The organism is Rhodococcus sp. 06-235-1A (assembly GCF_002258785.1).
GTDB lineage: Bacteria > Actinomycetota > Actinomycetes > Mycobacteriales > Mycobacteriaceae > Rhodococcoides.
On record NZ_NOYI01000009.1, the window covers coordinates 83426 to 103954 of the forward strand.

16 protein-coding genes and 1 pseudogene are annotated in these 20529 nt (G+C 64.7%); 5 read left to right on the plus strand and 12 right to left on the minus strand.

The annotated features are described in order from the left end of the window. Positions 1–47: 47 nt before the first annotated feature. Genes CH275_RS07190 through CH275_RS07200 form a run of 3 tightly spaced genes read right to left on the minus strand, consistent with a single transcriptional unit; the run spans position 48 to position 2767 of the window. Positions 48–527 (minus strand): GNAT family N-acetyltransferase, encoded by a 480-nt coding sequence (locus tag CH275_RS07190; protein ID WP_218828756.1) that lies wholly within the window; start codon positions 525–527, stop codon positions 48–50. Between the two features lie 21 nt (positions 528–548). After that, on the minus strand, positions 549–1646 hold the full coding sequence (locus CH275_RS07195) for an SMP-30/gluconolactonase/LRE family protein (protein WP_094676605.1): 1098 nt from the start codon (positions 1644–1646) through the stop codon (positions 549–551). Next, positions 1643–2767, minus strand: a complete 1125-nt coding sequence (locus CH275_RS07200; RefSeq protein ID WP_143546704.1) for a hypothetical protein — start codon at positions 2765–2767, stop codon at positions 1643–1645. Before CH275_RS07200 ends, CH275_RS07195 begins: the two co-directional genes overlap by 4 nt. 254 nt (positions 2768–3021) lie before the next feature. On the opposite strand from CH275_RS07200, the gene CH275_RS07205 reads away from it, so the two are divergent. Beyond that, on the plus strand, positions 3022–3672 hold the full coding sequence (locus CH275_RS07205; protein ID WP_094676609.1) for a cutinase family protein: 651 nt from the start codon (positions 3022–3024) through the stop codon (positions 3670–3672). Positions 3673–3679: 7 nt separating this feature from the next. On the opposite strand, the gene CH275_RS07210 is transcribed toward CH275_RS07205, so the two are convergent. From CH275_RS07210 to CH275_RS07230, 5 genes are read right to left on the minus strand one after another with little or no spacing between them, the layout of a single operon-like run. Further along, positions 3680–4771 (minus strand): ABC transporter ATP-binding protein, encoded by a 1092-nt coding sequence (locus CH275_RS07210; protein WP_094676611.1) that lies wholly within the window; start codon positions 4769–4771, stop codon positions 3680–3682. A gap of 21 nt (positions 4772–4792) precedes the next feature. After that, entirely contained in the window at positions 4793–5959 is a 1167-nt protein-coding gene (galK, locus tag CH275_RS07215; protein ID WP_094676613.1) for a galactokinase, read from the minus strand. Next, a complete protein-coding gene (gene galT / locus CH275_RS07220; RefSeq protein ID WP_094677261.1) occupies positions 5956–7071 on the minus strand; it encodes a galactose-1-phosphate uridylyltransferase in 1116 nt (371 codons plus the stop codon). Before galT ends, galK begins: the two co-directional genes overlap by 4 nt. A 16-nt stretch (positions 7072–7087) precedes the next feature. Beyond that, positions 7088–7906, minus strand: a complete 819-nt coding sequence (locus CH275_RS07225; RefSeq protein WP_094676615.1) for a DeoR/GlpR family DNA-binding transcription regulator — start codon at positions 7904–7906, stop codon at positions 7088–7090. Continuing rightward, positions 7906–9939: a beta-galactosidase gene (locus tag CH275_RS07230; protein ID WP_094676617.1), complete on the minus strand. Its 2034-nt coding sequence runs from the start codon at positions 9937–9939 to the stop codon at positions 7906–7908. The genes CH275_RS07225 and CH275_RS07230 overlap by 1 nt, the downstream gene beginning before the upstream one ends. 212 nt (positions 9940–10151) lie before the next feature. On the opposite strand from CH275_RS07230, the gene CH275_RS07235 reads away from it, so the two are divergent. The 4 genes from CH275_RS07235 to CH275_RS07250 are packed head-to-tail and all read left to right on the plus strand — an operon-like array spanning position 10152 to position 15463. Next, the gene (locus CH275_RS07235) at positions 10152–11447 is read left to right on the plus strand and encodes an ABC transporter substrate-binding protein (RefSeq protein ID WP_094676619.1); all 1296 of its coding nucleotides are present in this window, start codon (positions 10152–10154) and stop codon (positions 11445–11447) included. A 58-nt stretch (positions 11448–11505) separates the two neighbouring features. Beyond that, positions 11506–12405 (plus strand): carbohydrate ABC transporter permease, encoded by a 900-nt coding sequence (locus CH275_RS07240; RefSeq protein ID WP_045197906.1) that lies wholly within the window; start codon positions 11506–11508, stop codon positions 12403–12405. Further along, entirely contained in the window at positions 12405–13334 is a 930-nt protein-coding gene (locus CH275_RS07245; RefSeq protein WP_082073862.1) for a carbohydrate ABC transporter permease, read from the plus strand. The genes CH275_RS07240 and CH275_RS07245 overlap by 1 nt, the downstream gene beginning before the upstream one ends. Further along, on the plus strand, positions 13331–15463 hold the full coding sequence (locus CH275_RS07250; RefSeq protein ID WP_256990902.1) for an alpha-galactosidase: 2133 nt from the start codon (positions 13331–13333) through the stop codon (positions 15461–15463). The genes CH275_RS07245 and CH275_RS07250 overlap by 4 nt, the downstream gene beginning before the upstream one ends. 6 nt (positions 15464–15469) lie before the next feature. Here CH275_RS07250 and CH275_RS07255 read toward each other — a convergent pair whose 3' ends face one another. From CH275_RS07255 to CH275_RS07270, 4 genes and pseudogenes are all read right to left on the minus strand, one after another. Next, positions 15470–16729 (minus strand): reverse transcriptase family protein, encoded by a 1260-nt coding sequence (locus tag CH275_RS07255; RefSeq protein ID WP_094676621.1) that lies wholly within the window; start codon positions 16727–16729, stop codon positions 15470–15472. A 263-nt stretch (positions 16730–16992) separates the two neighbouring features. Further along, positions 16993–17255 (minus strand): annotated as a pseudogene (locus CH275_RS07260) (metal-sensitive transcriptional regulator). Positions 17256–17322: 67 nt separating this feature from the next. Then, complete coding sequence (locus tag CH275_RS07265; RefSeq protein ID WP_179276058.1) at positions 17323–19731, minus strand: ABC transporter permease; 2409 nt, start codon at positions 19729–19731, stop codon at positions 17323–17325. Further along, positions 19731–20483 (minus strand): ABC transporter ATP-binding protein, encoded by a 753-nt coding sequence (locus CH275_RS07270; RefSeq protein WP_094676623.1) that lies wholly within the window; start codon positions 20481–20483, stop codon positions 19731–19733. The genes CH275_RS07265 and CH275_RS07270 overlap by 1 nt, the downstream gene beginning before the upstream one ends. Positions 20484–20529: the final 46 nt, after the last annotated feature.

Below are 20529 nucleotides of genomic sequence, written 5' to 3' on the forward strand. Positions count from 1 at the left end.
AGCGGTAGACAGATCAGGCGGTTCGTCGAATATCGAAGCGCTGAGACTCAGAGCGCGACCCTGATCCGATATCTGACCGTCGGTCCGTGGCGGTCGAGGAGCTCACCACCGGCCCCTTCGAGCGTCGCAACCGACGCACGATTATCGACCTCGCACACCGCCGTGAGTTCCGAGAACCCAATCTCTGCGGCAACTTTCAGCATGTCGGCGAGCGCTCGCGTGGCAACTCCGCGGCCACGGTCGGACGGTCGCACCCCGTAGCCGAGGTGGCCCAACCGCTCGATCTCCGCAGCGCTGCCGTGCCGCACAGCGATTCCGCCCACTAATCGGCGACCCTCCACGATCCAGCGGTAAGTGCACAGGCTGTCGCGTCGCAGCCGATCGACCCAGTCCGAGAAGCCCTGTGCGGAATCGACATCATCGTCAGCGGTCAACCCGAAACCGTCCTCATGAAACCCAGGTCCCCACTCGGCATGCGCATCCCGCCATGCAGCGGCGAGATCAGCGGAGGGAACGACAAGGTCCACCGGCAGACGGTAGCACCGGTTTCAGGAAATCCCCGTCGGATAGTGCAGCGCCAATCCCGTCTCTCCGACTCCGAGTTCGAGGATCGCCCATTGACGTGGGTCGATAGCCAAGAGGCCGTGGTTGGACACGATCAACGAGGTTCCTCGGAACGCAACCGACGCGGGGGTCGAGTACGGGATGGATCGAGTGATGCTCTCGACGGGCGTGGGCAAGGACGCCACCACCGAACGTGTGTCGGGATCGACCACCTCGACGGCGTTGTACAGCGGATTCGCAATCGGGAGGTAGATGCGCCCGCTGGACCCGATGGCCAAACCGTCACCCTGACTCGCGACCGCCACTGTCTCGAGAGCGCCCGGCCTACCGTCCGGCGTCACCGAAAGTCGATGAACGACACCACGACCGAACGATTCGACACTCGGCACCAGGGACATGGTCACCACGAAATTGAGCCGTCCGGCGGCGTCGAACTGCATGCCGTTGACACCGTAGATCGAGGCGAATTCCGCATTCTGATACCAGATCTCGGCCGTGCCACCGCCGGCAGGCACCTTCCAGATGGTGGCCTGATTCAGGTCGCTCACGTACATGGTTCCGTCCGGCGCGAAGGTCGCCCAGTTCGGCCAGGCCGGTCGATCGACGGATGCAGGCTCGCACGGATTGCCCGCGGCCCCCGCGCAGGCGGGGAGGTCGGCGAATGTCGCGTAGACCGTCTGCGTTCCGGTCGCCGGATCGATGCGCACTGCCCGCGCCCCCGAGTAGTCGAGGGCGTAGACCCGACCGTCGCCGTCGAGCGCAATACCGTTGACGCCATGCTGGGCGGGTACGTGATCCGCCAGGGAATACGTCTCGAGCAGGCTACCGTCGGCGGCCCAATGCCATACGTCCGCAGACGAATTGGGGCGGTTCGACCCCGACCAGATGCTGCCGTCCTCGGGATCGACCGCCATTCCTTCGGGTTGCCCGGGCAGCGGAACCACAGCGATATCCCTGGTCTGCCCGTAGTCGAGGGAACCGTCCAGCGGTTCGGCAGCCACCTCGGGCGCGGTCACGACCGCGCCCGAGATCCAGCTTGCCATCAACGTCAAAACGAGAAACCCGATCCGACGTCCGTTCATCGAGGGGTGATGGAACCGAGGAACGAAGTGGTCCAGATTGCCGAATTCGCAGATCCCGCTGGATCGTTCGTCGGGACCAGACCGTTCAGCGTCACCTGTCCACCGGTCAGGCCGCGACCGAGCTGCGGTGGCAGAGTGAAGCCACAGGACTGCTGCACGGTATCTGCTCCGACTGCCAGATCGGTACGCCGGCATTGCCCGGTCGAGGTTGCCGTGAGCGCGGGTGTGACGCCGAGGCTCGTGATACTCAGCGACGCGCCGAAGTCCGGTGACGACGGGTTCTGGTAACAGATCGACGCGTTGGCGGCAACGTCCTCGGACGGCTCGGTCGATGCCGCTCCGGTGGCCGGGTCCACCGAGACGGAGTGGATCTCCGTAGTGCGCACTCCACCCGGGCATGCCGGGGTGGAACCGGTCGAAATCGAATTGACCTCGCGGCCGACGCTGTACTTCACCGAGCCGGTCGGCTGCGGAGTGCCTGGTACGGGCTCGGCCACCGGAGCAGTCCCCTCGCCCAGTGTGTACAGAGTCCACAGCGAGCCGGTTCGACCGTCCGGCAACCGAAGCGGATTGGCGACCGAGTTGCTGGTCGCGACCCCGTCGGTGACCCCGGAGTCATTGGGCTGCACTCGCAGAACACAATCGACGGCGCCGCGCCCCGGCGAGCCGATCATGAACTCGAGCCCGCAGGGACCGTTCATCGACAACCTGCCCAGGCCCGGAGCGGTCAGCACCCCCCACTGGTCGAGAAACGCCTGGCCGTCGACCGTCGGGCCGTCGCACACGTAGATCGGTCCGACGTTCTGGGCGGTGGGATCGAGCAGGAAACCCGTCGACGGATCGTTGGTGAAGGTGTACATCCGCGCGTCGAGCCGCTCGACCACGGTCAGCGAGCGCGGGGATCCGAAGTAGTCGTTGCACGCGGAATTGTCGGCTTCGGTGGGTCGCTGCCCGCTGTCGACGGTGCGGTAGACACTGAAGCTACCGGGTCCGTTCTCGATCGAGCCGAGGATCGTTGCGGGGGCCGGAGCCGGGCCGGGCGCAGCGTTCGCCGCGATCGTCGGGCACATGGCCACGACCGCCGCCGCCACTACAGCAACCTGTACTCCACGACTCTTCACGACATATCCCCCGAAAAATTCGGACCAGGCTTTGCGCCCGGTCTACGGCAACCCCAGCGGAGACCGTATCGCAACAGACGTTGAGAAACCAGCCCCGTGATGTCCGAACGACACGATCGCGGGACACTCCCCCAGAACTGTCCAACCAACCGTCGAGATGCTGGTAATCGAAAGTTTGACGACCCTGGGAAAAGATCGTTTCAGCAGCTATCGTTCGTGCCGGTAGGCCTCCCTCGACCCAAGAAGGACACCGCATGAAGAAACGTTTGCTCGCATATTCCATTGCAGCGCTAGCTATTTCGGCGTCGACGGTGGCACTTCCGGCGGGCGTGGCCTCCGCTGCGCCATGTTCGGACGTCGATATCTCCTTCGCTCGCGGTACCGGCGAGCTCCCCGGACTCGGCATCACCGGCACACCGTTCGTCAACAGCCTCAAATCTCAGCTGTCGGACCGCTCGGTGAGCACCTACGCCGTCGACTACTCCGCAGACTTCACCCAGGCGAGCGCGGGCCCCGGATCCCGTGACCTCGTCGCACACTTGAATTCCGTTGCTGCATCCTGCCCTTCGACGAAGTTCGTGATCGGTGGATATTCACAAGGAGCCACCGTGGTGACCAACGCCGTCGGCCTGCGCACCCCCAGCAGTTTCACCGGTGCCGTCATTCCCGCCGCCCTGGCCTCCCGGGTCGAAGCAGTCGTGGTGTTCGGCAACCCGTTCGGCCTGTTCGGGCGGAAGATCGAAACATCCAGCAGCACATACGGTTCACGAACGACGAGCTTCTGCAACTTCGGCGATCCGGTATGCCAGATCGGCGGATTCAACGCCTTCGCGCACCTTCAGTACGGTACGAACGGATCCACCACTCAGGGCGCACAGTTCGCTGCCACTCTGGTTCGTTCCTGATTCGAGCTCAGGGACGCAGGTTCAATCCTGTTGTCGTCGAGAAGTAGTGCGCGGACTCGGCGCGCGGGGCGAGTCGGAGAACATCGCCCTGCGACGGGGTCGCGATATCGGGGATTCGCGCGATGATCTGCGCCCCGACGGTTCCGAGGTTCGACGCGTCCTCGACGGTGCGGCCGTAGATGTAGGCGTCCGCACCGAGTTCCTCGACGACGTCGACGACGATGTCGGTACCGGAATCGGAGAGCGTCCACGCTTCCGGCCGGACGCCCATCGTGACTCGGCTGCCGTCGATCCGGTCGGAGATCGCACGCTCGATCGGCACCGACAGCGATCCGAGTTTCGCTGCACCGGCAACGACGTCCACCTCGAACAGGTTCATCGCTGGCGATCCGATGAATCCTGCGACGAAGGCGTTGACCGGGCGCTCGTAGAGCTCCTTGGGGCTGGCGCACTGTTGCAGCACACCGGCTTTCATGATGGCGACGCGATCGCCCATGGTCATGGCCTCGACCTGATCGTGGGTGACGTACACGGTGGTGGTGCCGAGCCTGCGCTGCAGCAGCGAGATCTGGGTACGGGTCTGCACGCGCAGTTTGGCATCGAGGTTGGACAGCGGCTCGTCCATGAGGAACACCTGCGGGTTGCGCACGATCGCTCGGCCCATCGCGACGCGCTGACGCTGACCACCGGAGAGCGCCTTGGGTTTACGGCCCAGGTAGTCGGTCAGATCGAGAATCTTCGCGGCTTCTTCGACGCGTCGGCCCACCTCGGCCTTGTCCATACCGGCGATCTGCAGAGCGAAGCCCATGTTCTTGGCGACGGTCATGTGCGGGTACAGCGCGTAGTTCTGGAACACCATCGCGATGTCGCGTTCCTTGGGCGCCAGGGAGGTGACGTCGCGGTCGCCGATCTTGATGGCACCGTAGTCGACGTCCTCCAGCCCGGCGAGCATCCGCAGCGAGGTGGATTTACCGCAGCCGGAAGGCCCGACGAGCACCAGGAACTCGCCGTCCTCGATGGCGAGGTCCAGCGATTCGACTGCCGCGACGTCCGATCCCGGGTAGAGCTTGGTGGCTCCTTCGTACGTGACCTGTGCCATGGGAGTGCTCCTTTGTAGAGGTTAGAAGAATCGATGTGCGGAGCCGGCGGGCTCGGCAATGAGAAAGGTGGGTTCCGGCAATCCGGATCGTGTTGCACTGGAGGTGATCTCATTCGCAACGGTCTCGACGAGATCCGAGGGAACCAGCGCGATGGCAGAGCCGCCGAAACCACCGCCGGTCATCCGAGCTCCGTGCGCGCCTGCACGCAGAGCCGCGTCGACAGCGCTGTCGAGTTCGGGTGAACTGACCTCGTAGTCGTCTCGCAACGACACGTGCGACGCCGTCATCAACGCACCGAGTTCGGCACCTGCGGCACCCTGGTCCAAGAGTTCGGCAGCTTGCTCGACTCGACCGATCTCGCTGATGATGTGGCGAACTCGCGCGATCAAGGTCTCGCCGGACAGCTTGTCGACGGCCTTGTCGAGATCGAGACCGCGCAGTGTCGTGACCCCCAATTCGGCGTATGCGGTGTCCAACGCCTCCCGCCGAGCGCCGTACTGACCGTCGACCAGACGATGCGGGGCGTTGGTGTCGATCACCAGCAGCCGCGAGCCGGACCCGCCCAGATCGAGGGGAATCTGACGCGTCGAACCGTCGAGACAGTCGAGCAGTAGGGCATGTCCCGGTTCCGCCGACATCGCGATGTTCTGATCCATGCCACCGGTCGACGCGCCGGCGATCTCGTTCTCGGCGCGAATACTGGCCTCGATCAGCACCTTCCGGTCGAGGCGAAGACCGAACAGGTCGTCGAGCGCCAAGGCGAACGAGCACTCGAGGGCCGCCGAGCTCGACAAGCCCGAACCCACCGGCACCGAGGAGTGCACGGCTACATCGACTCCGCCGACTCCGTGCTCCTGGAGCGCCCAGGACACACCCGCCACATAGGCGGCCCAGCCCGCCGGGGCACCAGGGCCGATGTCGCCGAGCTCACCGATCCACGACTCGTCGGTGTGCGTCGAGACGGCACGCATCGTGGTGTCCTCGCGGCGGCGTACAGCGACGGCAGTGGCGTACGGCAGCGCGAAGGGCAATACCAATCCGCCTGCATAATCGATGTGCTCACCGATCAGGTTGACGCGGCCCGGAGCGATCCAAACGCCGTCGGGTTCACCGCCGAACGCGCTGCGGAACAGCGCAGCTGCACCGTCGGCGAGATCCACATCGGCAACGACGTCGAGCCAGTTCACGTCAGCACCTCGCGCAGCCTATCGGCGATCCGCTCGGGCGTGGTGTCGTTGATCCAGGCACCCATCGCCGATTCGGATCCGGCCAGGAACTTCATCCGGCCCGGTGAGCGCATCATCGAAAACAGTTGCAGGTGTAGCCGACCCAGCTCGCGATCCACTCCGACGGGGGCCTGATGCCAGGCCGCGATGTACGGCACCTCCGCGACACCCTCGAAGAACGCATCGACGGCGCGCAGCAGGTCTCGATAGACCCCGGCCAGTTCGTCCCGCTCGGCACCGTTCAACTCGGCGAGGTCCGCAACGTCGCGGCGCGGAGCGAGGTGAACCTCTACCGGCCACCGCGATGCTGCAGGAACGTACGCAACCCAGTGCTCGGCGTCGACGACGATGCGTCGACCCGAACGGAGCTCGGCGGCGAGCACATCGGCCAGCAGCACTCGGCCCGTTCGCTCGAAGTGCTTGCGAGACTGACGGATCAGCGCATCGGCGCGCGGCGGAAGGTACGGGTAGGCGTAGATCTGACCGTGCGGGTGCGTCAGGGTGACGCCTATTTCCTTGCCCCGGTTCTCGAAGCAGAACACCTGCTGAACACCGGGGATCGCCGACAGGGCAGCGGTGCGATCGGCCCAGACGTCGATGATGGTGCGGACGCGCGAGAGCTCCAGTGACACGAAGGACGCATCGGGGTCACTGGCGAAGCAGATCACCTCGCACCGCCCGGTGCCGGGGGCCATCGGCCACAGTGCCTCGCCGTCCACCTCGCTCGGAAGTGATTGCTGCGCTGCCGTTTCGGACAGGGACGGGAACCGGTTCTCGAACACCACCACGTCGTAGTCGGCGGCCGGAATCTCGGTGGCCGGACGGTCCGGTCGGCTCGGCGCCAGCGGTGACGCGTCGGCCGGGGGTAGGAACGTGCGGTCCATCCGCTGTGCGGCGATGACGATCCATTCACCGGTGAGTACGTCGAATCGCATCTGCGACTCCGACATCGACGGCAACAGGGCTCGCGTATCGACCAGGTCGCGGGTGTCTCCCCCGGAGACGTAGGGCTCGGTGTCGTCGTAGTAGATCAGCTCACGGCCGTCGGCCAAAGTGGTCGATGTCTTGCGCATCGAGTGCGTCGTGGCGTCATGCGCGGTCATCGAGTGCTCGTTCCTCGTTCGTGTCGGCGGATTGCTCTCCGGCGATCACCACGTCGTCGACCGCCTCGGACAACGCTTCGTGAGCGCCGGGGTCGAGTCCGGCATCGGTGACGAACACGTCGACGCGAGAGAGCGGGATGGTGTTGGCGAGCGCGCGAACACCCCATTTGGTGTGGTCGGCCAGCACGATGACGCGTCGGGACGATGCGACAAGTGCCTGATTGGTCTGTGCTTCCATGAGATTGGGGCAGGTGAGCCCGGATTCGATGTCCACCCCGTGTGTTCCGAGGAACAGCATGTCCAGGTGGATACTCTGCAGTGCACTGACCGTGAGTGGTCCGACGAGCGCATAGGACGGCGTTCGCTGCCCACCGGTGAGCAGCACGGTCTGATCCGACCGGCCACCGGTGTGGAAGACATCGGCGACGGGCAGGGAGTTGGTGACGACGGTGATGTCAGGAACGTCGAGCAGTTCCTGCGCGAGTGCGTGCGTCGTGGTGCCACCGGAGATGCCGATGGATGTCCCGGGCCGCACGAATCGTGCAGCGGCACGGGCGATGGCGGCCTTGGCATCTCGATCGAGTTCGGACTTGGCCGAGAACCCCGGCTCGAACACACTCGCCGATCGCGGCAGCGTCACGCCGCCGTGCACCCGCTCGACCAGACCACGAGCGACGAGCTCGTTGACGTCGCGCCGAATGGTCATGTCCGACACCGACAGTGCGGCACCGAGATCTGCGACCTTGACCGCACCCTCGGCCGTGACCTGGTCCAGGATCTTCTGCTGACGCTGGTGGGCGAGCATCAGCGGTTCTCGGCGATCACAGCACTGCCGCCTGCGGCCACGATGAGTTCGCCGTCGATCTGTGCGCCGCTGACCAGATCGGTACCCGAGGCAGGCACGCTGACCTTGTCGGTTCCGTGGTTGAGGACGAACAGCCAGGACTGCTCCCCCGCCGACCGTCGGACGATCTCCACATCCGATCCGAGATCGCGTCGGGTGTCGATACCGGCTGCGGCGCAGAGCTTGTCGGCGAGCGTCGCCCAGCCTGCCGCGTCGGGAACGGTGGCCGCGTACCAGGCCGCACCGGTGCCGACGGTGTTCTTGGTCAGCGCGGGAACGCCGCGCAGATGCCCCTGGGTATGGCGCGCCAGCACATCGACGTCCTCGGTCGTGGTGAGGTATTCGCTCCAGATCTCACCGAGAGTCTCGTCGTCGAGAGTCAGCGTCTCGCCGTCTGCGAGTGGGAAGAACTCTTCGACGCGAACGCCGAGCAGCTCGCGAAATGCGCCCGGGTAGCCACCGAGTCGCACGTGGTCGTCCTCGTCGGCGATTCCCGAGAAAGCGGTGACGAGTACCTGCGCGCCGCCGTCGGCCGCGTCGGCTATCCGCGCTGCGGTCTCGTCGCTGCACAGGTACAGAGCAGGCACGACGACGACGTCGTAGCCACTGAGGTCCGTCGACGACGGAACGACGTCGCAGGTCACGCCTGCGGAGGTGAATCCGTGATGGACGCGTCGGGCAATCTCCATGGGCTGCATGGCCATCGACGGATGGCCCTCCTGCTCGCACGCCCATTGCGAGGCCCAGTCGAAGAGCACGGCGACCCGAGCATCGACGGTGCTTCCTGCCACCGGAGCCATACGACGCAGAGCCGCGCCGAGCTCGACGACCTCGCGCCAGCGAGCGGAGTCCTCGCCTGCGTGCGGCACCAGAGCCGAATGGAACTTCTCTGCCCCGGCCTTGGAGGCGCGGAACTGGAAGTAGGCGATACCGTCTGCCCCGCGGGCCATGTGGGCCAGTGAGTTTCGCATCATCTCGCCGGGGACCTTGGCGCGGTTGATGTGCTGCCAGTTGACGGCGCTGGTGGAATGCTCCATCAACAACCAGGGTCGACGGCCGGCGACACCGCGAGTGAGGTCGGCCGAGAACGAGAGCTTGTGATGCGCTGCGCCGTCGCCGGTCTCGGGGCCGACGAGGTAGTGGTCGGTGGAGACGATGTCCTGCTCCGGGGCCCAGGACGCATAGTCCATGTTGCCTGCGAGCGCGGGGCCCTGGCCCATGCCCACCATGAAGTTCGTGGTGACCGGCACGTCCGGGGTGATCCGGTTCAGCACGGCCTTCTCGGCGCGGTACTGCTCGAGGAGGGCGTCAGAGCAGAAACGGCGCCAGTCGAGTTGGTGCGTGGGATTGCCGAACGTGGTGCTCACCGACGGGGGAACGATCTCGTCCCAGTCGCTGTAGCGCTGGCTCCAGAAGTCGGTGCCCCAGGCGGTATTGAGGGTCTCGAGGTCGATGTACCTGGCGCTGAGCCATTCTCGGAACGCATGCGCGCTGTCGTCGGAATAGCACAGGGCGTTGTGGCAGCCGAGTTCGTTGGAGACGTGCCACATCGCGAGCGCGGGGTGCTCGCCGTAGCGGTGCGCCATCTTCTCGACCAGCGTGAGTGAATGTTCGCGGTACACAGCGGAACTGGGGCTCCACGTCTGTCGGCTGCCGATGGCGTAGCGGTAGCCGCGCTCGTCCACCGGGCGCATCTGCGGGTACGCAGTGGCCAACCACGGCGGGGGCGACGCGGTGGCGGTGGCCAGGTCGACGCGAATGTCGCCCTCGTGCATCAGGTCCATGACGCGGTCGAGCCACTCGAAGTCCCACGTCGTCGCGGTCGGCTGCAGGCGCGCCCAGGAGAAGACGCCGACGGTCACGAAGTCGACGCCGGCCTCGTGCATCAGCTCGACGTCGCGTCGCCACACGTCCTCGGGCCACTGCTCGGGGTTGTAGTCGCCGCCGAAGGAGATTCCCTGGGTCGGCCAGGTGCTGCGTCGCGCTGTGTCCATGCTCACAATATGAACGAGGCTTTCTCAGATGTCAACATGAATGAACATTTTCGTACTGATGCAGGTGAACGGGCCTCAAGGAGCTTGACAGACGCCGTATCGTCGTGTTTCTGTAACCTGCATCACCCCGAATGGTCAGCCGAACACCGCAGAACGCACAGCGGCCATGTTCACTTCTGATCGTTATCGATACTTCTCGTCGAAGGACTTCCATGAACCCACACGAGTGGCCGCGCACGTGGCAGCCGTCCCGACGCGACTTCCTCAGGTCAGCGCTCGTCGCCGCGGGTGCGATCACCGCAGGTGGCGCGCTGTCGGCATGCTCGAACAGCGTCGATCCGAACGTCACCACGCTCGGGTCACGCCTGTCCGACCCCAACTCCAAGCTTGGTGTCGAGGACTTCGTCGCGATGTACCGACAGCAGACCGGGCGTCAGCTCGCCGTGAACACTGTCGATTCGACGTCCTTCCAGGAGAACGTCAACAACTACCTTCAGGGCACGCCCGACGACGTCGTCACCTGGATGGGTGGGTATCGGGTGAAGTACTTCGCCGAGAAGGGTCTGGTGGAGGACCTGTCGCCGATCTGGGCGAACCACGGCGGCGGCTTCAACGAGAGCTTCCGCGAGAACTCGACCGGCATGGACGGCAAGCAGTACCTGATCCCGTTCTTCTACTACCCGTGGGCGGTGTTCTACCGGCCGAGCCTCTGGGCCGAGCGTGGGTACGAGCCCCCGGCGACCTACGACCAGTGGGTGGCGCTGAGCAAGCAGATGCAGGCCGACGGCCTCACCCCGATCGGCTTCGGTGCCCGCGACGGATGGCCACCGTTCGGAACGTTCGACTACCTGAATCTGCGGCTCAACGGCGTCGAGTTCCACCGAACCCTGCTCGCCGGGGACGTGAGCTGGACCGACAATCGCGTGCGTTCGGTGTTCGACACCTGGCGTGAACTACTGCCGTTCCACCAGCCACAGCCACTGGGCCGCAAGATCGCCGATGCGCAGATGGCACTGCTGAACAAGAGCGTCGGGTCACTCGTCGCCGGCATGTTCGTCGCCCAGAGCTTCCCCGCCGGTGCCGAACGCGACGATCTGGATTTCTTCACCTTCCCCGAACTCGACTCCGCCGTCGGAACATCCACGGTCGAGGCCCCCATGGACGGGTTCATGATGCGCACCGATCCGCGCAACCGTCCGGGGGCCGAGGACTTCCTCACCTACATGACGGGGCCCGACCCTGCCGTCGCCTACGCGAAGCAGGATCCGCAGGCCATTCCCGCTCACCGTGATGCCGACCTGTCGAGCTTCCCTGCGCTGGTACGCAAATCGGCTGATCTGGTGCAGAACGCCGAGGAGATCACCCAGTTCTTCGACCGCGACACCCGTCCCGATTTCGCGTCCATCGTCATGATTCCGGCCCTGCAGCAGTTCATCGGCAACCCCAACGATGTCGACGGCCTGGTACGCAGTATCGAGCGCCAGAAATCGGCGGTGTTCGGAACATGATCGTGCGCAGTGCGATTCGACCCTCACCATCCACTCGACATCGAGATCAGGTAATGCCATGACCGCACCCGAACGGGTCAAGTCGCCGAAGATTCGGCGCAGTGTTCGCGAGAAGTGGACCATCGCGCTCATGCTCGGAGTCCCCGCGCTGATCGTCATCGGTCTCGTCTGGATTCCGACGATCTTCACGGTGATCCTGTCGTTCGCCCGCTGGGACGGCATCGGCGGCACGTCGAGCATCGAGTGGATCGGCACGAGGAACTACGTCGATGCAGTCGAGGCGTACCCACCGTTCCAACAGGCCCTGCACAACAACGTGCTCTGGCTGGTCTTCCTGTTCCTCGTCCCCACCGTCATCGGCATCCTGCTGGCGATCCTTCTGGACAAGAACCTCAAGGGATCTCGGCTCTACCAGAGCATCTTCTACATACCCGTGGTGCTGTCGATGGCCCTCATCGGCTTCATCTGGCAGCTCATCTACTCCACCGAGGGCGGTGTTCTCAACAGCCTGCTGGGTACCGACGTCGATTGGCTCGGCGACCCGGACATCAACATCTGGGCCGTGATGGTCGCCGCAGGGTGGCGTCACACCGGCTACATCATGCTGTTGTACTTGGCCGGCCTCAAGGCCATCGATCCGTCCGTCCGTGAAGCTGCGGTGATGGACGGCGCTGGGCCGATCCGCACGTTCTTCAGCGTCATCTTCCCGCTGATGAAGAACACCAATCTGCTCATCGTCGTCATCACTGTCATCGAGGCACTACGCGCCTTCGACCTGGTCTGGGTGATCAACAGGGGCAGAAACGGATTGGAACTGATATCGGCGTTGGTCACGGCCAACGTCGTCGGCGAAGCAGGCCGCATCGGCTTCGGCTCGGCCCTCGCGACCGTCATGCTTCTCATCTCTCTCGTCTTCATCGCCCTGTACCTCGCCATCGTTCTTCGGAGCAAAGACTGATGACCACTTCACTCACCCGCACAGCACCTCCCGAGCGCGATCCGTTGACCCGCAACCGCGCCGCCGTCGCCAACCGTCGGCGTGCAGGCACCGCCCAGATCGCGATCTACGTACTGCTGACCGTCATGGCGCTCGTCTGGATGTTCCCGCTCGTGTGGGCGGTGTACAACTCGTTCCGCGATTACGACTACGTGTTGCTCAACGGATACCTGTCCGTCGGCGGCTATACATTCAGCAACTACATCGACTCGTGGCAGATCGGCGGAATCCCGCACTACTTCTTCAACTCGCTGATCATCACCGTGCCATCGGTACTGCTCATCCTGTTCTTCGGCTCGATGGCGGCGTTCATCCTGGCCAGATTCAGCTGGAAGTTCAACATCTTCATGCTCGCTGTGTTCATCGCAGGCAACCTGCTGCCCCAGCAGACGCTGCTCACGCCACTCTTCCGTCTGTACAACGCAATTCCCGTTCCGTACTGGATGAGTTCCTCAGGTTCGCTGTACGACAGCTACTGGGGTCTGATCATCGTGCACGTCGCGTTCCAGACCGGATTCTGTGTGTTCGTGCTGAGCAACTACATGAAGACCGTTCCGCACGAACTGCTCGAGGCCGCCACCGTCGACGGAGCGAGCTTGTTCCGCCAGTACTGGCAGGTGGTGATGCCGCTGTGCCGTCCCGCGCTCGCGGCTCTCGCGACACTGATGGTGACGTGGATCTACAACGACTTCTTCTGGGCTCTTGCCCTGATGGTCAGCGGAGACAAGCTCCCGGTGACGACGGCGCTGCAGAATCTGCAGGGTAGTTTCTTCACCGACACCAACCTGCTGGCCGCGGGCTCGGTACTGGTGGCACTACCGACCGTGCTCGTTTTCGTTGCGCTGCAACGCCATTTCGTGTCCGGTCTGACGATGGGTGCCAACAAGTGAGTTTTTCCGTCCTTCGCCGTGACGGTGTCATGGTGATCCTCGGCCCGTCGTCCACCGCCGTTCCGGCTGTGCTGCACTGGGGTACCGATCTGGGCGAGCTGTCCGAGAACGACCTCACCGAGCTACGAAGGGCCGCAATCCCCGCTGTCCCGCACTCGAGTGTGGATGTACCCCGGTGGCTCACCCTCGCACCCGGCGGCGACGACGCCTGGCAGGGAACACCGGCTCTGGCATTGCACCGCTCCGGCACCGTGCAGTACCCCCGCTGGGCGGACGTGCAGATTGCCTCTACCGAATTCGGTTGTGTTGTAGACGCTTCCGATGGTGAGTTGGGTATCTCGTGGTCGATCGAGTTGTCGCTCGAGGTCGGTGGATCACTGCGTGTTCGCCAGAACGTGCGAAACGTCTCCGGCGGACCCTTGACCGTCGACGGCGTCGTGACGCTGATGCCGTTGCCGGACACTGCAACCGAACTACTCGACCTGACGGGACGGCATTGCCGCGAACGTACCCCGCAGCGACGACGGTTCGATCACGGCTCGACCGTGCGCGCCTCACGCCGCGGACGCACCGGGCACGACGCCACCCTGGTTCTCACCGCAGGTAGTGAAGGCTTCGGCTTTCGTAGCGGCGAGGTGTGGGGTGCGCATGTCGCCTGGAGCGGCGATCACCTGCATCTGGCCGAGCGGCTTCCCGAGCGGGCCGGTCAGGCCTCCGGTGTGCTGGGTGGCGGTGAACTGCTCGCGCCCGGTGAGGTGGTACTGGAGACCGGGGAAACCTACTCCACGCCCTGGGTGCATTTCATGTATTCTGCTGCAGGACTGGATGGTTCGGCGCAGTCGCTGCACCGATGGATGCGATCCCGACCCGCACATCCCACCTCGCCTCGACCGGTGGTGTTGAACGTCTGGGAAGGCGTCTACTTCGACCACGATCTCGCACGGCTTCGCGGCATCGCGGACGTCGCCGCGCGTGTGGGCGTCGAACGATTCGTTCTCGACGACGGCTGGTTCCGCCACCGGCGAGACGATCGAGCGGGCCTCGGCGACTGGCAGGTGGACGAGGGCGTCTGGCCCGACGGGCTGGCCCCGCTGTTCGATCACGTCCGCGCGCTCGGCATGAGCCCTGGCCTGTGGTTCGAGCCCGAGATGGTGAATCTCGACTCCGATATTGCTCGGGCGCATCCGGACTGGCTGCTGGCGGCGCCGGGGCGGATCCCGCTGGAGTGGCGTCATCAGCACGTGCTGGATCTGACCCGCGGCGAGGTGTTCGACTACCTGCTCACCTCGATCGATGCGGTACTCACCACCGAGCGGCCGGACTACGTGAAGTGGGACCACAACCGAGACCTGATGCTGGCGGTCGACTCCGACGGACGCGCTGCGGTGCATGCCCAGACATCGGCGTTCTATCGGTTGTTGGACGCGTTGCGTTCCCGGCATCCCCGCGTCGAATTCGAGTCCTGCGCATCCGGCGGGGCGCGCGTCGACCTCGAGGTACTCGAACACACCGACCGGGTATGGGCGTCCGACACCAACGATCCGCTCGAACGCCAACGCCTGCAACGGTGGACGACGCAGCTGTTGCCGCCGGAGCTGATCGGCTCGCACGTCGGGCCCCAGATCGCACATACGTCGGGCCGGTGGTCCACTCTTCAGTTCCGTTGCTTGACATCACTGTTCGGTCATGCGGGGTTGGAGATGGATGTCACCGAGCTCTCGTCCGAGGACCACGAGTACCTGGCAGCGTGGACCGGCTTGTACAAGGAATTGCGCGGCCTGCTCCACACCGGAGACGTGGTACGCGCCGACCATCCCGACCCGAGCGTCTGGGTGCACGGCGTCGTGGCAGCGGACTGCTCGGAGGCCGCGTATTCGATAGTGCGGATGGATACCTCGGCCGAGGACCGCACCGATCGAGTCCGACTTCCCGGCCTCGATCCGACCGTGCGCTACCGCGTCGAATTCGTTCATGCACTGAGTGATTCCGGCAACGGGATCGAGCTACCACCGTGGATCGCCGACGGCGGAGTGGTCGAGCTGTCGGGGTCGATGTTGGCTTGGGCAGGTGTGGCACTACCGGTGCTGTACCCGCAGACCGGGGTGTTGCTCAGGGTGCGGGCCGTCTGAGGCTGCTCAATCCCAGTTCACCTGCGACGCCATGCTCAGTAGCTTCGCTCGACGCGTTTCGTTCGTCTCGCCGATTCGGGCGATGCGTCCGTATACATGAGCTCGGAAGTCGTTGAGGCCGTTGTGATTCTGCGCAGCGGGTCCGGTGGAGAGACAATTGTGCAACAGTGCCCTGAGAGAGTCGTACTCCTCTCGGGGCACTGCAGGCCACGAGTTGACGACGAGCCCGGTGAGCTGCTGTCGCTGATGAGCGCGCCTGACCCTGGTCTTGTCGGGATGAATCGTGAATCCTTCGTCGTGAGCGATCTGGGAGATCAGCCACAGCAGTCGGTCGACATCGAGGTCTGCACCACCGGAGAACGCCAGATCGTCGGCGTATCGGCTGTAGCGGGCACCTACGGATCGGGCCAGACCGGTGGCTCGGATATCGAGTTGTCGCGCAGCCAGATTCGCCAAGGCGGGTGACGTGGGGGCGCCCTGCGGCAGATGTGTGGCACGAAGCCTGGCAGCGGTAGGACGATCCATTCCGGTCAGTTCGGATGCCGGGGTGACCGTCGTGCAGAGGGCTGCGAGAGTCTTCGCAACCGTCCGCGGATAGCCCACGGCCTCGAAGATCGCGGCCACTCTGTCGAACCCGATGGACGGGAAGAAGCGTCGGAGATCCACCGAGATGACCACGTCGCGTTCGGAATGCGGTATCGCGAACGTCCGGGGGCTGCGTGCCTTCCGGAAGCCGTGTGCGGCCGGGTGAGCAGGGATTCGATCGAGGATGCGCCGCAGTATCTTTCGTTGGATCTCACGCAAACGCGGTTTCGGCACCTCCAGCAATCTGATGCCCTGACGCTTGTCGAGTCGCGCAGATCGATAGTGCTGCAGCGGGAACGGCGCGGTGCGCAGCCTGCCCTGCAGATCGGCGAACCATTCGATTTCCGAGATCGTCAAGTCCAGCGACCGCGCCAATTGGCCGGTGGTCTCGTACCGAGGTACCTCGAATCGCCAGGGTTTGTCTCCGCTGAGCTTCGCGGGTCGCTGCGAGGACACCGAGGGCTCCGCGATGAACGGGAGATCGCGCAGCAGAACGAAGATCGACGCCTCACCGAAGGGCGGGCCGGGATACAGATTGATGATGCGATCCGCCAACCACGACGCCTTGGCGGGCACGAGACGTGCGAACGCCACCTCCAGCCCCGAGCGCGTCCATTCGGCATCGGCGGCCAACCGCGCCAGAGTCGCGGCCGCCTGTGGGGTCAATTCGCGTTCGGTCACAGGCGGCTACCGATCGAGTGCAGCGAATAGAAATGCAACGCTGTGACATGCAACGGCACGGGGCGACCGAAATCTTTCGTCCTCGGAGCAGTCAAGCACGCGGAGCGTGCCGAGCTGCTTCGGACGCAGTGCTCGATTCTCGTGTTGCACCCAGGGGTTACCCCTGAGACCGGTCCCGCGGACCAACTCTCGCCCACGCGCCGCTGCATCCCTCCACCATGCCAAACAGATGCCGGTCTGTCAGGGGGCAGGAGGAGAGACTCTCAGGCGAGGGCCAGAAACAGCTTCTCGAGTTCCGCCTCGCTCGTCTTCTCGCCTGTGCCCGCTCCCGTGATGCACTCACAAGTCCGGTGGCGACGATCTTGAAGCCTGCGCGGTCGAGCGCCTTCGATACCGCGGCCAGTTGGGTGACGACGTCCTTGCAGTCGCGACCGCTCTCGATCATGGCAATCACTCCTTCAAGCTGACCCCGCGCACGCCGCAGACGGTTCAGTACCAACGCGATGCTTTCGGTGTCACCGGTCATGTCGTTCAGTCCTTCATTCGATGAACCTCGAGTTCACCCCCAGGGGTAGTGGCGGTCGTGGGCAGTCTCAGCCGCCCGAGACTCCGGTCCGCGCTCGAAGTCCGCGTCGAACCACCACAGCGGTGGCCGCCGTGGCGAGAACCAGGCATCCCCCAACCACCTCGAGCACTGTCGACCACTCGATGTGCAGGCCCACCTCGGTTTCCGTCACCTGTGACAGGCCGGCGGCCATGGCCAACAGTGGAGGTACGGTGACGATCAGACCGAGCGCAGCGCCGATCAGAACAACCGCAGCAGTCTCGCCGACGGCCGTCGACATCAGCTGTCGGTCGGTGCCACCGGACAGCTTCAGCACAACGGTGTCGGGCCTGCGTCGATGCGCCGACATCGCCATGCTGTTGACCACCGCAAGCCCGCTGTAACCGACGGCCATCGTGATAAGCACGGCTGCAAGCCAATTGGTGAGGCGTGCGTCGACCATATAGTCGTCCAACGCGAAACTGTAGGCGTCCTCGACCCTGGCACCTGCGGTCAGGTGTGTCGGTGCGCGGTCGGCCGGGACGAACACGGCGTCGGTCAAGGCCGACGGATCATGCTCGCGTACCAGGTCTCGGGGCAGCACGAACTGTCCACGAGCGGGGTCGAGCGGGAGCACCTGCGACACCACCACGCTCTCGGATCGCCCGTCTGCGAATGTCACCGACATCGTCTCGCCGCCCTGCACAGCGAGCAGGCTCGCGGTCGACTCGTCCAGTACTGCCGTACCCGGGGCGGCGTACCGCTCGTCGAGGCTGCCCACGGCGTCGACGACGGTGACGCCGCCCTGCGCTCCAGGAACGAACACACGGGTAGGTAGTCCAGCGCGAGTTCCTATGGGTCCGGCACCTGTTTCGGCGACCACCTGATCACTCAGACCCGCGGTTCCATCGGGTGTCACGAGCGCAAGGCCGTGCAATTGCTCGGCCTGCTCGGCCGGGTACGCGGCGGCCATGGTCTGCACAATTCCGCTCAGCAACACCGCGAAGCCGACGGCAGCGATGACGGGCGCGGCCGTAGCGGCCGCACGCCTAGTCCCCGTGCTCAATTCTGCCCTGACGAGCATCGTTGCCGCCGACGAAGATCGACTCGCGAGCAGCCGAACGACCGTATCGGCGATCGGTCCGATCACCACCGGTGCGAGCAACGCCGCAGCGAGGATCAGCAGCATGGCTGCACCGACGGCAACGTTGACTCTGCTGTCCGTTGCCGCGGTGGCTGTCAGAACCGTCGCACCCAGACCACCGGTGAGCGCGACGAGTGCAGCGATCCAGCGCAGTGGCGTCATCGGACGTCGTTCCACAGCGGCCTCGAGCAGTGCCTCCATCGGAGCGACTCGGGTCGCCGATCCAGCGGCCGCCCACGCACCGATCACCGCCACGCAGACTCCGACTCCCACGGCCACCAGCAAGGGCCACGCCGAGATCTGGAGACGGAAGTGCGGTGGTTGGACGTCGAGGTTCAACAGCAGTATCCGCAGGGCGGGAGCTGCCACTGTGCCGATGGCAGCACCGACCAGACCACCGATGAGACCGATTGCGGCGGCCTCACCGAGCACCATGCACCGAACTTGCCCCGTTGCAGCACCGACGATCCGAAGCAGGCCCATCTCCCGTCGGCGTTCGGCCGTGGTGAGCGCGAAAGTCGATCCGACGACGAAAATCGTCGTGAACAGGCCGATCGTGGACATCGCGATGATGAGCTGGTTGCCCAGATTTCGCCTGTGTGAGACGAATTCGGGCTCCAACGCGGCGCGATCGGCACCGGTGGCAACCCGACCTCGATCACCGAGTCGTTCTGCGGCCGCCCTCGCGAGTTCGTCGATGCCTGCATCGAGGGACGCTACGATGCCGATCGCTCGAACACCGGGATCGAGCTGGGCCGCAACACCGTCCGTGAAGTAGATTGCCGGGCCGTCCAGTGTTCCCGACACCGTGAAACTCGTTGCTCCCGCTGCGAGGTTGATCGAGACCGAGTCGCCGGCCGTGAGGCCGAGGGAACTCGGGACAACGACATCATCGGATCGTGCCGGTGCTGCACCTGATATCAACCGATAGGGCGTCAACTGCGCACTCGACCAACCGTGCCCGGCGTCCTGTGCTCCCTCGTCCTCGACCGGCACGCCGTCGATGAAAGGCTGTGCATAGAACGACCTGTCCGTGACGACAGCCTCCGCTCCTGGCACTGCGCTGAGATCGGCAGCAATCTGTCGGGCTCGGTTCGCGCTCCACGGAACGAAGTCCGCCGTGTTGCCGAATTCGTTGTCGGCTTGCATGGGCAGAACGAGTACTGCAGCACCCTCCAGCCGCGGCTGCACCACCGGCCGGGAGGAGTCGTAGACGATGAGCGTCGCACTGATCACCGCGACTCCGAAGGTCGTGGCCAGCAACGCAGCCAGGAAGCTTCTCCACTGCGTGCGGAGGTTCGCCGCTGCGAGCATCACGATTCCAGTCCGGCCATCCGTGCCGCGATCAGGGCGGAGTTGTCCGGCCGTCCGCGTTCGATCTCCAGCGAGTCGACGATTCGGCCGTCTTCGAGAAAGATCGCTGCGTCGGCGTAGGAGGCCGCGAGTGGATCGTGCGTGACCATCAACGTGGTCTGCTCATGATCGTCGACGAGCGTACGCAACAGGGACAGAACATCTTTGGACGCACGAGAGTCCAGCGCACCGGTCGGCTCGTCCGCGAACAGAACGTCCGGCCGAGTGATGAGCGCGCGCGCCAAGGCGACGCGTTGCTGCTGACCGCCCGATAGTTCCGCGGGACGATGCGACGCGCGATCCGCGAGCCCCACCGCTGCCAGCGCTGCTGCGATCTCGCGCGCCGGTACCCGACGCCCGGCGAACCGCGCAGGTAGCTCGACATTCTGCGAGGCAGTCAACGAACCCACCAGATTGAACGCTTGAAAGACGAAACCCACGTGACGGCGGCGCAATTCGGTGCGTGCCGTCTCGTCCAATCGAGCGATGTCGGAGCCCGCAATAGTGACGGTGCCACCGGTCGGGCGTTCGAGACCTGCGGCGCAGTGCAGCAAAGTCGACTTACCCGAGCCCGACGGGCCCATGATCGCCGTGAAACTGCCCCGCCCGAAGTCCATCGACACCCCGTCGAGAGCGGTCACCGCACGCTGCCCCTCGCCGTGCACCTTCCGTACCCCGTCGAGTCGAACCGCAACTGCACTGTTTCGAATCATGCAGTCATCGAACCTTTTGCGTCGACACCACACAGTGACGCACGCA